Origin of the sequence: Burkholderia sp. Bp9140 (assembly GCF_003853425.1) — a bacterium.
Taxonomy (GTDB): domain Bacteria; phylum Pseudomonadota; class Gammaproteobacteria; order Burkholderiales; family Burkholderiaceae; genus Burkholderia.
The window spans coordinates 37,254-49,896 of the sequence record NZ_QTPQ01000037.1 but is presented as its reverse complement, the minus strand read 5'-3'; the positions used below and the strand labels follow the sequence as shown (position 1 = coordinate 49,896).

General features: G+C 66.4%; 12 protein-coding genes and 1 tRNA gene. 7 read left to right on the top strand and 6 right to left on the bottom strand.

Translation table 11 applies throughout. The annotated features are described in order from the left end of the window. Window positions 1-55: 55 nt before the first annotated feature. Complete coding sequence (locus tag DIE21_RS27510) at window positions 56-328, bottom strand: hypothetical protein (RefSeq protein ID WP_124500638.1); 273 nt, start codon at window positions 326-328, stop codon at window positions 56-58. Between the two features lie 327 nt (window positions 329-655). On the opposite strand from DIE21_RS27510, the gene DIE21_RS27505 reads away from it, so the two are divergent. From DIE21_RS27505 to DIE21_RS27495, 3 genes are read left to right on the top strand one after another with little or no spacing between them, the layout of a single operon-like run. Then, a complete protein-coding gene (locus DIE21_RS27505; protein WP_124500637.1) occupies window positions 656-1,438 on the top strand; it encodes an amino acid ABC transporter substrate-binding protein in 783 nt (260 codons plus the stop codon). A gap of 14 nt (window positions 1,439-1,452) precedes the next feature. After that, entirely contained in the window at window positions 1,453-2,133 is a 681-nt protein-coding gene (locus tag DIE21_RS27500) for an amino acid ABC transporter permease (RefSeq protein WP_124500636.1), read from the top strand. Next, a complete protein-coding gene (locus DIE21_RS27495) occupies window positions 2,130-2,888 on the top strand; it encodes an amino acid ABC transporter ATP-binding protein (RefSeq protein WP_124500635.1) in 759 nt (252 codons plus the stop codon). The genes DIE21_RS27500 and DIE21_RS27495 overlap by 4 nt, the downstream gene beginning before the upstream one ends. A 23-nt stretch (window positions 2,889-2,911) precedes the next feature. Here the strand turns inward: DIE21_RS27495 and DIE21_RS27490 are convergent, their stop codons facing one another. Continuing rightward, the gene (locus DIE21_RS27490; RefSeq protein ID WP_124500634.1) at window positions 2,912-3,727 is read right to left on the bottom strand and encodes an alpha/beta fold hydrolase; all 816 of its coding nucleotides are present in this window, start codon (window positions 3,725-3,727) and stop codon (window positions 2,912-2,914) included. An 81-nt stretch (window positions 3,728-3,808) separates the two neighbouring features. Between DIE21_RS27490 and DIE21_RS27485 the strand changes: the two genes are divergently transcribed. After that, window positions 3,809-4,423 carry a CGNR zinc finger domain-containing protein gene (locus DIE21_RS27485; RefSeq protein ID WP_124500633.1) on the top strand — a complete coding sequence of 205 codons (615 nt, stop codon included), beginning with the start codon at window positions 3,809-3,811 and terminating at the stop codon, window positions 4,421-4,423. 38 nt (window positions 4,424-4,461) lie between these two features. On the opposite strand, the gene DIE21_RS27480 is transcribed toward DIE21_RS27485, so the two are convergent. Then, window positions 4,462-5,511: a DUF3592 domain-containing protein gene (locus DIE21_RS27480; protein ID WP_124500632.1), complete on the bottom strand. Its 1,050-nt coding sequence runs from the start codon at window positions 5,509-5,511 to the stop codon at window positions 4,462-4,464. Window positions 5,512-5,698: 187 nt separating this feature from the next. Then, window positions 5,699-5,774, bottom strand: a tRNA-Lys gene (locus DIE21_RS27475). A gap of 191 nt (window positions 5,775-5,965) precedes the next feature. Between DIE21_RS27475 and DIE21_RS27470 the strand changes: the two genes are divergently transcribed. Both DIE21_RS27470 and DIE21_RS27465 read left to right on the top strand, forming a co-directional pair. After that, window positions 5,966-6,370 carry a PaaI family thioesterase gene (locus DIE21_RS27470; RefSeq protein ID WP_124500631.1) on the top strand — a complete coding sequence of 135 codons (405 nt, stop codon included), beginning with the start codon at window positions 5,966-5,968 and terminating at the stop codon, window positions 6,368-6,370. An 8-nt stretch (window positions 6,371-6,378) separates the two neighbouring features. After that, a complete protein-coding gene (locus DIE21_RS27465) occupies window positions 6,379-7,245 on the top strand; it encodes a patatin-like phospholipase family protein (RefSeq protein ID WP_124500630.1) in 867 nt (288 codons plus the stop codon). Between the two features lie 47 nt (window positions 7,246-7,292). Here DIE21_RS27465 and DIE21_RS27460 read toward each other — a convergent pair whose 3' ends face one another. Continuing rightward, entirely contained in the window at window positions 7,293-8,306 is a 1,014-nt protein-coding gene (locus tag DIE21_RS27460; protein WP_124500629.1) for a D-2-hydroxyacid dehydrogenase family protein, read from the bottom strand. 423 nt (window positions 8,307-8,729) lie between these two features. Between DIE21_RS27460 and DIE21_RS27455 the strand changes: the two genes are divergently transcribed. Continuing rightward, on the top strand, window positions 8,730-9,779 hold the full coding sequence (locus DIE21_RS27455; protein WP_124500628.1) for a LysR family transcriptional regulator: 1,050 nt from the start codon (window positions 8,730-8,732) through the stop codon (window positions 9,777-9,779). A gap of 128 nt (window positions 9,780-9,907) precedes the next feature. On the opposite strand, the gene DIE21_RS27450 is transcribed toward DIE21_RS27455, so the two are convergent. Continuing rightward, window positions 9,908-12,505, bottom strand: coding sequence for a DNA topoisomerase III (locus DIE21_RS27450; protein ID WP_124500627.1), 2,598 nt, complete (start codon window positions 12,503-12,505; stop codon window positions 9,908-9,910). Window positions 12,506-12,643 lie beyond the last annotated feature (138 nt).

Below are 12,643 nucleotides of genomic sequence, written 5' to 3'. Positions count from 1 at the left end.
CGGCGCGCGGAATGTCCCCCGGCGGGATGCGGCCGCGACGGCCGCCAGGCGACGGTCAGTCGTCGTCGTCGCGGTGATGTCGCCAGCCGCGATGCCAGCCGTTGTCGTGCCGATAGTGGCGGTAGCGATATTCGCCGTAGTACGGGCCGTAATAGACGGGTGCCGGCTCGTACACGACGGGCGGCGGCGGGTAGTAGACAGGCGGTGGCGCCTCGATCACCGGCCCCGGCACGCCGAAGTACACGCCGATGTCGGCGCGCGCGAACGCGCTTGCCGACAGGCAGGCGGTCGCGATGCCGAGGGCACAGGACAACAGGATGCGTTTCATTTGCCGTTCACTCCGTTCGTGGGGGGCAAGGCCCGCGAGCAATAGGTTCACCTGTCTTCATGGTACGTAGCGCATGCCGAATGGGTGATACCGCGGTGTCGCTTCTGTAACCGCCGGTAACGAATCGTCGGGCGATCGCCGCGCTGCATCGCGACGGATTTCATCTGCGGGATGAGCGTGGCTGGCCGGCGCGTTATTCGACGCGCTCATATCGTTAGCGGATTTGCGTTTTTGCCGGGCATCGGCGCGTCGGTAGAATTCGCGGACCGCTCGCGCGGCCGCTCGGGCCGGCGGGTTCACTCCCTTCCATCGTTCGGGGTCCGCACTATGAAATTCCTTCGCTCCATCCTGGTCGTCGCATTGCTGCAGGCCACTGCCGTCACGAGCGCGCTGGCCGCCGACGACCTGTCGCGGATCAAGTCGGCCGGCGTGTTCCGGGTCGGCACCGAAGGTACGTATGCGCCGTTCACGTATCACGACACGACGGGCAAGCTGACCGGCTTCGACGTCGACATCGCGACCGCGATCGCGCAGCGGCTCGGCGTGAAGGCGGAGTTCGTCGAAGGCAAGTGGGACGGGCTGATCGCGGGCCTCGACGTGAACCGCTACGACGCGGTCGTCAACGAAGTGTCGATCACCGACGCGCGCAAGGCGAAGTACGATTTCTCGACGCCGTACATCACGTCGCACGCGGTGCTGATCGTGCGCGCGGACAACACGTCGATCCGCTCGTTCGACGACCTGAAGGGCAAGAAATCCGCGAACACGCTGACGAGCAATTTCGGCAAGCTCGCGGCCGCGCACGGCGCGGACGTGGTGCCCGTGCAGGGTTTCAACGAATCGATCGACCTGCTGAGCTCGGGGCGCGTCGACGCGACGATCAACGATTCGCTGTCGTACCTCGACTTCCGCAAGCACAAGCCCGACGCGAAACTGAAGATCGCGGCGACCGACACGACGGGTGCCGGTGATGCATCGGGTGTGCTGCTGCGCAAGGGCAGCCCCGCGCTGGTCGCCGCGATCGACAAGGCGCTCGCGGACATCAAGGCCGACGGCACGTACGCGAGGATCTCGCAGAAGTACTTCGGCCGCGACGTGTCGCATCCGTGACGCGAGGCTGACCGATGCCGCCCTGGCTGCACCTGATGGCGGAATCGCTGCGGCCCCTGCTGGTGGCGGGGCTCGTGTTCACGGTTCCGCTCACGCTCGCGTCGTTCGCGATCGGCCTGCTGCTCGCGTTCGGCGCGGCGCTCGCGCGCCTGTTCGGGCCGCGCTGGGCGCAGGCCGGCGTCCGTTTCTACATCTGGCTGTTTCGCGGCTCGCCGCTGCTCGTGCAGCTGTTCGTGATCTTCTACGGGTTGCCGAACGTCGGCATCGTGCTCGATCCGCTGACCGCCGCCGTGATCGGCTTCTCGCTGAACGTCGGTGCATACAACGCCGAGGTGATCCGCGGCGTGATCGAGTCGATCCCGAAGGGGCAGTGGGAAGCCGCGTACTCGATGGCGATGACGCGCGCGCAGGCGCTGCGCCGCGCGATCCTGCCGCAGGCCGCGCGCGTCGCGCTGCCCGCGCTGTCGAATGCGTTCATCTCGCTCGTGAAGGACACGTCGCTCGCCGCCGTGCTGACCGTGCCCGAGATCTTCCAGGCCGCGCAGCGCATCGCGGCCGTCACCTACGAGCCGCTGATCCTCTATACCGAAGCCGCACTGATCTATCTGCTGTTCAGCTCGGTGCTCTCCTCGCTGCAACGTCGGCTCGAGCTCCGTTTCGGCCGTCATGCGCTGTTCCACGCGGAGTTGCGATGATCCGTCTCGAGCGCATCGACAAGTCGTTCGGCGCGCAGCGCGTGCTGACCGGAATCAACCTCGCATTGCAGCCCGGCAGCGTGACCGCGTTGATCGGGCCGTCCGGCAGCGGCAAGAGCACGCTGCTGCGCTGCGTGAACCTGCTCGAAGTGCCGGAGACGGGCGCGCTTACGGTCGGCGATGCACGCATCGACTTCGCGGCGGGGTATCGGCCGTCGCGAGATCACGTGTTCGCGGTGCGCCGGCAAACCGGCATGGTGTTCCAGAACTTCCAGTTGTTTCCGCACCTGAGCGTCGTGCAGAACGTGATGGAAGGGCTCGTGACCGTGCAGCGCTGGCCGCGCGAGCAGGCGCGCCAGTGGGCGCTCGCGTTGCTCGACAAGGTCGGCATCGCCGAGAAGGCCGACGCATGGCCCGCGACGCTGTCGGGTGGCCAGCAGCAGCGCGTCGCCATCGCACGTGCGCTCGCGCCGTCGCCGCAGGTGCTGCTGTGCGACGAGCCGACGTCGGCGCTCGATCCCGAGCTGTCCGTCGAAGTCGTCGAAGTGCTGCGCCAGCTCGCGCGGGAAGGCACGACGATGCTGATGGCCACGCACGACCTGCGCCTGGCCGCGTCGGTCGCGCACGATGCGGTGTTTCTCGCGGATGGCCGCATCGTCGAGGCCGGCGCATCGCGCGAGCTGTTCGGGCGACCGCGCGACCCGCGCACCACGAAGTTCGTCGCGACGCTCGCGCAGGGCGTGCCGGCCTTCTGACGTGCCAAGCAGTGCCGGAGCGATCAACCTTGGCCGTGCCCGTCGAGCACGGCGGCGACGATCGCTTCCGGCGCATCTTCCTGGACCAGGTGACCCGCGCGCGGCACCCTGATCAGCTTGCCGTTCGCGATGCGATCGGCGAGCGCCTGCCCCTGTTCGAGCGGAATCCACCCGTCGTCCTCGCCCCACACGATGCGCACCGGAAAGTCCGGCGGCGCATAGCGGGCCTCGGCTTCCTCGATGTAGCGCTGGCGCATCTGCGCGATCTGCCGGTAGAACGCGGCCTGACCGGCGGGCGTGAGCCATGGCGAGCGATGGATCGACAGCACGTCGTCGCTCAACGGCTGCGCGACCGCATTGCCGATATAGGCTGATACGAGCGCGTGATGCGCGTAGGCCGGCAATCCGGTGAACGCGGCTTCGTGCTGCGCGACATGCCGCACGAACGGCGAGCCCTGCGGCGCGATCGCGACCGGGTTCACGAGCGTCAGGTCCGAATATGCGATGCCGTCGAGGAAATGCGCGCGCAGCACGGTCGCACCGCCGTAATCGTGCGCAAGCACGCGCGGGCGCGAAAGATTCCATTCGTCGAGCAGCGCGCCGAACAGCACGTTCTGCCGTCCCAGCGATACGTCCGCGTCGGGCATGTCCGACTGGCCGTAGCCGAGCAGGTCGTAGAAGAACACGCGATGGCGCCGCGCAAGCCATGGCGCGATCCGGCGCCACACCTGCGATGAAAACGGCGTGCCGTGCACGAGCACGAGCGGCGGCCCTTCGCCGAGCGTACCCCATGCGATCCCGTGACCTTCGAACATGAAGCGATTGGCGAGATCGAGCATCGGTGCCTCCGTGATAACCTGTTTGGGTTATTAACAGGTTACGCCTGTTCATCCGGATATGAAACCGATAGGTGGAGATAAATGGTTACCCGGCACGAGCCTGCACGACAGGCGCACGCATGGATCGCGGCGGATTTCGTCGGCGGCCACCCGGCGCTCGACTTCCTGAACACGGTGGCCGACACGGGCAAGACGCGCAACGAGGACAAGTTCGTCGACTGGCCGGCCGTGCGTGCGTGGGCCGCGAAGTCGGGGTTGCTGGAGGAGGCCGACCTGACGCGGTTCCTGCGTCATCCCCGGCAGGATGGAGCAGACGAACTCGCCGCGCTGCATGGATTTCGCGAGGATGCGTATGCGGCGCTCGCGTACCTGACGGCCGGCGACGGCGGCAGCGCAGGCGCGCGTGCGGCGGACCGGCTCGCCGTGGCGATTCGCGATGCGATCGGGCGCAGCACGTTCGACGCGGTCGATGGCCGCTTCGCGTGGCGTCCCGATGCGCGCGCCGCGTCCCGCTGGATCGATGCGGCCGCGCTCGGGTTCGAGCATCTGCTGCGCGGCGACGACTTCGCGCGTGTGCGGCAGTGCGGCCGCTGTACGTGGTTCTTCGTCGATCGCGGCCGCGGCGTCGGGCGGCGCTGGTGCGACATGCGCACGTGCGGGAACCGCGCGAAGGTGGAGGCGTTCAGGGAGCGGTGAGGTGGGGGCGCGGTGTTGACGGCCCGGCGCCGCGCGCGTCATTCGGCGATTTCGAGCGGCCGATGCTCCGGCCACAGTGTTCCGGCGACGAACAGTCCGGCGACGAGGAACGGCGTGCCGATCGCGAGCAGGATCGCCGTGAGCGCCCACCGATCCCAGAACCGGTCGACGATCGCGCGCTCGGGTGTGACCGGGTCGTACAGCACGTTGACTATCTCGCCTTCGTACAGCTCGGGATGCGATGACGTCGAGCCTTGCGTGAACGTGACCGGGCGGCCGCTGTCGGTCGTGAACGCGACGCTCACGGAATAGAGTGACGTGCGGGCGCGGGGCGAGTGTCCGGTTTCGGCGATCTCGACGACATGGCCGGTCGAGTGCGCGTATTGGCGGGCGATCTGCCACTGACGCAGCCCGACTGCGCCGGCGCTGGCCAGGAAGCCGGTGCCGATCGCGATCGGAATCAGCACGATCGCGATGTTCCAGCGGCGCCGGACCGTCTTGCGGGCGGCCGGTGCGGCAAGCACGCCGGCTTGCCGGCTGCGGCGCTCGTTCGCGTACAGCAGGCTGCCGATCGCAAGCGACGCGACCGCGAGCAGTGCCGGCACCGCGACGGGAAACCAGCGTTGCGCGAAATCGTCGATCAGCGCGGGACGGTTCGGATGGTCCGGATCGACCAGCACGTCGACGCTTTCGCCGATGTCGTACGCCGGGACCATCGAGGCGGTATTGCCGGCGACTTCGCGGCGCCGGCCGTCGTTCGCGAGATAGGCGACGATCGGGCGGTATGCGCGCATCGCGTCGCTGTCCTGCACGATGCGCACGACCGTGCCCGGCGCGCGAACCAGATGGCCGGCCGTGCGGCTCGCGGTGACGGCGAGCGCGGCTGCGATCACGAGCAGCGCAACGCCGAGCGCGAACGCGACGAGCGTGCCTTTACGCAGCATGAGCGGATCCGCCGCGTGCGTCGTGCGACGGGGCCGGATGCGATCGGGTGCGGGGCGCGACTCGACGTGCGCGCCGATATCGGCGTGACCATGCTCCCTGAATGGTCGCGTCTCGCTCACGTGACTCCATGTTTGACGTCCCATGCTCTCTCAGTGCCGGCGGCGATGCGGCGATCGCCGTGCCGGTCGTGTGATATTTGTCGGACGATTCTAACGGAAAGTATATGGGCGAGGCATGTATGTGATTGCCCGCGGCGATGCGACAGGGGCGGGGCGGCGCCGGAAATGGAAAAAGCCCGGTTAGCTTTCGCTAACCGGGCTTCGGAATTCCTGGTGGGGCGTGAGTGACTCGAACACTCGACCTACGGATTAAGAGTCCGCTGCTCTACCAACTGAGCTAACGCCCCCAACAGAAGAAAGATTATGCATGGGTATTTCGGTCTTGGCAAGACCTTTCTGCAAATTTCCTGAAAATATTTCGTCACGGCAACGGCGTCTGTCGGCGCGGCAACGAGCCATCGCAGTTGGCGTGCTCCCGGTATGATGACGTCCACACCCGTTGCGCGGCGGTCGCGCAACGTTTTCTGGACATTCGAAGATGGACGAAAACGCAGTCCGCGAATTGCTGGATCGCCTGCTGGCCCCGTGGGTCCGCTCGCTCGGTCTGGTCCCCGTATCGATCGGCGACGACAGCGTCACGATGCGCCTGCCGTTTTCCGGCGAATTCCGTCATTCCGGCGGCATCATCTGCGGCCAGGTGTTCACGGCCGCCGCCGACACGGCGATGGTGGTGGCGATCTCGGCCGCGCTCGGCGAGTTCCGGCCGATGACGACCGTGTCGCTGAACACGAACTTCATGCGTCCGGTGCGCAAGGGCGACGTGCTCGTCACCGCGCGCGTGCTGCGGATGGGCCGCAACCTGGTATTCGGCGAAGTCGAGCTGTTCGACGAGGACGGCACGATGGCCGTTCACGCGACGTCGACCTACGCGCTCGTCAGCTGAGCGGCGCGATGTTCGACCAGATCGTCTTCGCGGGCGGCGGCAATCGCTGCTGGTGGCAGGCCGGCTTCTGGGACGTCGCGCAGCCGGCGCTCGGCTTGCGCCCGCGCGTGATCGCCGGCATCTCGGCCGGCGCGGCGACCGCCTGCATGCTGTATACGCGCGACGCCGCCTGGGTGATGCGCTATTACGAGGAAGCGCTGTGCCACAATCGCAAGAACGCGTACTGGGGCAACCTGTTCGGGCGCGAGCCCGTGTTTCCGCATTACCGGATCTACCGTCAGGCGCTGCTCGACATCTACGGCGAGCCGTTCCGGCAGCTCGCCGACGCGCCGGAGATCCGCATCGGCGTATCGCACGTGCCGCGCTGGCTCGGCGCGCGCAGCGCGGTCGCCGCGGGCCTCGTCGCGTACAACATCGAAAAGTACGTGCGCAAGACGCTGCACCCGACGCTCGGGCGCACGCTCGGCTTCCGGCCCGAGTTCGTGCGCGCGCAGGCCTGCACGAGCGTCGACGAACTCGCCGACCTGATCCTGCAGTCGTCGTGCACGCCGCCGTTCACGCCGGTGCTGCGGCGCGGCGGCCGGCCGGTGCTCGACGGCGGGATGGTCGACAACGTGCCGGTCGACGCGCTCGACCCGTCGCCGGGCGACGTGCTGGTGCTCGTCACGCGGCTGTATCCGCGTCCGCAGATGTTCACGGTCGCGCACGGCGACCAGCGGCGGCTCTATGTACAGCCGTCGAGCAAGGTGCCGATTTCGAGCTGGGATTACACGAGTCCGTCGCAGATGCGGCATGCATACGACCTCGGACGGCGCGACGGCGAGCATTTCCTTGCGCGCGTCGACGCGATGACGGCCGGCCGTATGCCGGCCTGAAGGCGGGAGGCCGGCAGCAGGGCCGCGGCGAGTGCGGCCCGCGCTGGTCAGCGCACGCGGCGCGGCGTCAGCGCTTCCGGGTTGACGACGCTCGACAGGTCGCCCTGGTCGAACGCGAGGATGTTCTGGAACGCCGCGCTGAAATAGAGTTCGTAGCTTTCGCGTTCGACGTAGCCGATGTGCGGCGTGCAGATCACGTTTTCCATCCGCAGCAGGCTGTAGCCCTGCAGGATCGGCTCGCTTTCGAACACGTCGATCGCGACCATCCCCGGACGGTTGTGCGACAGCGCGTTGACGAGCGCGTTTTCCTCGAGCAGCTCCGCGCGGCTCGTGTTGACGAGCAGCGACGTCGGCTTCATCCGCATCAGGTCTTCCTGCTTGACGATCCCGCGCGTGTCGTCGTGCATGCGCAGGTGCAGCGACAGCACATCGCTCTGCTCGAACAGCGCTTCGCGGCTCTCGGCGGCCGTGTAGCCGTCGGCGCGCGCGGCCTCGAGGGAATGCTCGCGGCCCCAGATCAGCACGTTCATCCCGAATGCCTTGCCGTAGCCGGCGACCAGCCGGCCGATCTTGCCGTAGCCCCAGATGCCGAGCGTCTGGCCGCGCAGCACCTGGCCGAGGCCGAAGTTCGGCGGCAGCGCCGACGTCTTCAGGCCCGACTGTTGCCAGGCACCCTGCTTCAGGTTCGCGACGTATTGCGGAATGCGGCGCTGGGCAGCCATCACGAGCGCCCAGGTCAGTTCGGCCGGCGCGACCGGCGAACCGGTGCCCTCGAGCACCGCGATGCCGCGGTCGGTACACGCTTCGAGGTCGATGTGGCTCGAGATGCGGCCGGTCTGGCTGATCATGCGCAGGTTCGGCAGCTTGGCGAGCAGTTGCGACGAAATCGGCGTGCGTTCGCGAATCAGCACGAGCGCCTCGACTTCCGCGAGACGGCTCGCGAGTTGCCCCAGGCCGCGTACCGTGTTGTTGAAGACCTTCACGTCGTGCTCGGCGAGCATCTCGAAGCAGTTCAGCTTGCGGACAGCGTCCTGGTAGTCGTCGAGGATGGCAATTTTCATGGTCAGCGGGAATCGCGCGTTGAAAGCGGCGGCGGCGGCGCACGTCGCGCACCCGTCCCGCCCGGCCGGGGCCGACATGATGCTACGTCGGCGCACGTCGTGGTGTCTTTTTAACAGGTTGTTACGCTCCGCCGCAATCGGCGCCGGCCTGACCTCGCGCCGCTCCCGTGCGGGGCGGCGGGGTGCGCTGCCGTGTCGCATCAAACACGTCCTTCCTGATTCAGCCGCTTACCGGACGAGGTTCACCCAATTGTTGCTCCAATCAGAATAATTGGATCATCCGTTCGCAATGAGTGAGGATTTTTGACTATTTTTATCGTCAACCGGCGCCTTGTTGAGCAACTCTGCATCATTTCCGCTGTCGTAGGAGAATTACGCATTTGCTTCAACTTTTTGAAGTTGTAACAGCGGCAGGAGTCGTTTATGGATCATTTGCAGTCGATGCGCGTGTTCGTCAAGGTTGCGGATCTCGGCAGTTTCGCGCGGGCCGCGAGTGCAATGGATATCTCCAACGCGGTCGCGACGCGTCACGTCGCCGATCTGGAAGGCCGGCTCGGCACGCGGTTGCTGAACCGCACCACGCGCAGCCTTTCGCTGACGGAGTCGGGCCAGGTCTATCTGGAGCGGGCGCGCCAGATTCTCGATGAGCTCGAGGATGTCGAGCAGATGGTCGTCGCGCGCAATCACGAGCCGGTCGGCACGTTGCGCATCGTCGCGCCGGTCGTGTTCGGCCTGCACAACCTTGCCCCCGTCCTGCAGTCGTACACGGAGAATTTCCCGAAAGTGGTGCCGGATCTGACGCTGGTCGACCGCCAGGTCGATCTCGTCGAGGAAGGTTTCGACGTCGGCATCGTCGTCACGCGCCAGATGCGCAGCGCGAGCATCGTCACACGGCGGCTGACCACGGGCTGCATGACCGTGTGCGCGACGCCGAGCTACATGGAAAAGCATGGCGTGCCGACCCACCCGGAACAGCTCGCCGAGCACCCGGCCCTGAGCCTGCCGACCGAATACTGGGGCGACGAGCGCGTGTTCACGGGGCCGGACGGCGAAGTGCGCGTGCGCCCGACCAACTTGATCGTCGCGAACAACACCGCGATGCTGCGCCAGTTTGCGCTGCTCGGGATGGGCATCGCGATCCTGCCGAGCTACCTGATCGGCAGCGACATCGCGCGCGGCGCGCTGGTGCGGCTGCTGCCGGATTTCCGGTTGCCGCAGGTCGAGATCAACATCGCGTATCCGAGCCGGCGCCATCTGCCCGCGAAGGTGCGCACGTTCATCGATCACCTCGTCGAGTATTTCAGCCACTCGACCGACGCGACGATGGGCGAGCAGTGGGCCGCGCAGGGTGCGACGCCTGCGCCGATCGGCGTCGAGATGCGTGCCGAGCCGGCCGAATCGACCGACCCGAACCTGCAGCCGCGCCTCGCGCGTTCGCCGCGCGCGCGCGTCGCGGTGCCGTCGCCGCTGTAACGCCGCGGCGGCCGCGCGCCGACACGGCCCGCGCCAAAAAAAACGCGGATCGAGCGATCGATCCGCGTTTTTTTATTGCCGTTCGACCGGCGTGCAATGCGCCGGGGGAGCCCCCGGCGGCCGGGGCGTCACGAGCCCGTCTTGCGCGCCGTCGTCTTGCGGGCGGCGGTCTTGCGGGCCGGTGCCGGTTTCTCGTCGGCGCCTTCCGTCACGGTTTCGGCATCCTTCGTCGCCGATTTTGCCGTCTTCTTCGCAGCAGCAGCCTTCGGCTCCTTCTTTTCGAATTCGAAACCGATCTTGCCGTCCGGCTGCTTCACGAGGAATGCCTTGAAGTTGCGGCCCGTGCGCGACGACTTGAAGTTCGGCAGCAGATCCGTGCGGCCGTCGGCGAGCAGCTTGGCCATCTGATCACGCGTGATTTCCTGCTGCAGAATCACCTTGCCCGAACGGAAGTCGCAGGTCTTCGGATTCGCGACCGAGTGCTCGCACACATAGCTCATCCCGTGCTCGAACACGCGGCCCTTGCACTTCGGGCATGCGCCGACCGGCTCCTGTGCGGAGAAGTCGGGTGCCTCGCCTTCCTCGCCGCCCTGGTCCTGGCCGAAGTCGAACTCGAGCTTGTAGTTCTTCGTTTCGTCGTCGAACGAGAGCTTCAGGATCGCCGAGAACGGACGGCCCATCTTGCTGCGGAAACCGGACAGCGGACCGATGGTCTTCTCCCGCAGCAGCTCCTCGACTTCCGCGATCTCGAACTGCCGGCTGCCCGGAATCTTCGAAATCGAGAACTCGCACTTCGTGCAAGCGAAGCGGCGGTAGTTTTCCTTCACCTGGCCGCCGCAGTTCGGGCACGGTGTTTCGAGCGTCGCGTAATCGCCGGGGATCGTGTCGGAATCGTATTCCTTCGCGCGCTTGACGATCTGCTGCGTCATGCGGGCGATTTCCTGCATGAACGCGTCGCGCCCGAGGTTGCCGCGCTCCATCTGCGAAAGCTTGTATTCCCACTCGCCGGTGAGCTCGGGCGCGGTCAATTCCTTCACGCCCAGCCCGCGCAGCAGTGTCATCAGCTGGAATGCCTTCGCGGTCGGGATCAGCTCGCGGCCTTCGCGCACGAGATATTTTTCGCCCAACAGGCCTTCGATGATGGCCGCGCGCGTGGCCGGCGTGCCGAGGCCCTTCGCGGCCATCGCCTCGCGCAGCTCGTCGTCCTCGACGAGCTTGCCCGCGCCTTCCATCGCGGACAGCAGCGTCGCTTCCGAGTAGCGTGCGGGCGGCTTCGTCACGAGCGCGACGGCTGCGATCTCGTCCGTCTTCACCTTCTCGTTCTTCTGCACCGGCACGAGGTTCGCATCCGCGCCTTCGGCGTCGCGGCCGTACACCTGCAGCCAGCCCGGCTCGACGAGCACCTTGCCTTCGGTCTTGAAGTGATGGCCGGCGACTTCGGTGACCCGCGTCGTGACGCGGAATTCGGCCGCCGGGAAGAACACCGCGAGGAAGCGCTTCACGACCATGTCGTACAGCTTCTGCTCCGGCTCGGACAGCGACTTCGGCGCCTGCAGCGTCGGGATGATGGCGAAGTGGTCGCTGATCTTCGTGTTGTCGAAGATCCGCTTGTTCGGCTTCACCCAGCCCTTGTCGAGCACCTGTTTCGCATGCGGCAGGTAGTTGTGGCTCTCCTTGAGCATCTCGAGCGTGGACTGCACGGTCGAAATGTAGTCTTCCGGCAGCGCACGCGCGTCGGTACGCGGGTACGTCAGCACCTTGTGCTTTTCATACAGCGCCTGTGCGAGGCCGAGCGTGTTCTTCGCGGAGAAGCCGAAGCGGCTGTTCGCCTCGCGCTGCAGGCTCGTCAGGTCGAACAGCAGCGGCGACAGCTGAGTCGACGGCTTCGATTCCTCGCTCACCGTGCCGACCTGGTCGCGGCACGCGGCAACGATGGTTTCGGCGGCCGGCAGGCTCCACAGGCGGGAGTCGCGCCTTTCCGGATCGAATTCGTCGCGCTTGAATTTAGGGTCGAACCACTTGCCTTCGTAGAAGCCGCCGGCGCACGCGAACTCGGCCTTCACTTCCCAGTAGTCACGCGGGATGAATCGACGGATTTTCTCTTCACGTTCGACGACGATCGACAGCGTGGGCGTCTGAACGCGGCCGACGGTCGTCAGGAAGAAGCCGCCGCCCTTGCTGTTGAACGCGGTCATCGCGCGCGTGCCGTTGATCCCGACGAGCCAGTCGGCTTCCGAGCGGCAGCGTGCGGCGTCGGCGAGCGGCTGCATGTCGGTGTCGCTGCGCAGGTGCGCGAAGCCGTCGCGGATCGCCTGCGGCGTCATCGACTGCAGCCACAGGCGCTGGACCGGCTGCTTCGCCTTCGCATGCTGCACGATCAGGCGGAAAATCAGCTCGCCCTCGCGCCCCGCGTCACATGCGTTGATCAGGCGATCGACGTCCTTGCGCTTCATCAGCCTGGTAAGGACCTTCAGGCGCGATTCGCTTTTTGCGATCGGGTTCAGGTCGAAATGCGGGGGGATGACGGGCAGATGAGCGAAGCTCCATTTCCCGCGCTTGACCTCGTACTCTTCCGGGGCGGCGATTTCCAGCAGGTGGCCGACCGCGGACGAAAGGACGAATTCGTCGCTCTCGAAGTATTCGTCATGCTTGGTAAAGCCGCCCAAAGCGCGCGCGATGTCGTTCGCGACAGAAGGCTTTTCCGCAATGATCAGAGCTTTGGACATGACAGGTGTGTGTTGGTAGACCGGGTTCGCCGGTGTGGGTCCCTTTTACGACGGCTTTATAGCACAAGCCGCGGCGACGGCGGCTCGGCGTGTAAAAAGCGGCTCATCATAGAGGGGGGGCGCAACGGCGGCAAGCGC

Coding starts and splice junctions, on each gene's coding strand:
- DIE21_RS27510 (WP_124500638.1), bottom strand. CDS start 328: ATGAAACGCATCCTGTTGTCCTGTGCCCTCGGCATCGCGACCGCCTGC.
- DIE21_RS27505 (WP_124500637.1), top strand. CDS start 656: ATGAAATTCCTTCGCTCCATCCTGGTCGTCGCATTGCTGCAGGCCACT.
- DIE21_RS27500 (WP_124500636.1), top strand. CDS start 1,453: ATGCCGCCCTGGCTGCACCTGATGGCGGAATCGCTGCGGCCCCTGCTG.
- DIE21_RS27495 (WP_124500635.1), top strand. CDS start 2,130: ATGATCCGTCTCGAGCGCATCGACAAGTCGTTCGGCGCGCAGCGCGTG.
- DIE21_RS27490 (WP_124500634.1), bottom strand. CDS start 3,727: ATGCTCGATCTCGCCAATCGCTTCATGTTCGAAGGTCACGGGATCGCA.
- DIE21_RS27485 (WP_124500633.1), top strand. CDS start 3,809: ATGGTTACCCGGCACGAGCCTGCACGACAGGCGCACGCATGGATCGCG.
- DIE21_RS27480 (WP_124500632.1), bottom strand. CDS start 5,511: ATGGGACGTCAAACATGGAGTCACGTGAGCGAGACGCGACCATTCAGG.
- DIE21_RS27470 (WP_124500631.1), top strand. CDS start 5,966: ATGGACGAAAACGCAGTCCGCGAATTGCTGGATCGCCTGCTGGCCCCG.
- DIE21_RS27465 (WP_124500630.1), top strand. CDS start 6,379: ATGTTCGACCAGATCGTCTTCGCGGGCGGCGGCAATCGCTGCTGGTGG.
- DIE21_RS27460 (WP_124500629.1), bottom strand. CDS start 8,306: ATGAAAATTGCCATCCTCGACGACTACCAGGACGCTGTCCGCAAGCTG.
- DIE21_RS27455 (WP_124500628.1), top strand. CDS start 8,730: ATGGATCATTTGCAGTCGATGCGCGTGTTCGTCAAGGTTGCGGATCTC.
- DIE21_RS27450 (WP_124500627.1), bottom strand. CDS start 12,505: ATGTCCAAAGCTCTGATCATTGCGGAAAAGCCTTCTGTCGCGAACGAC.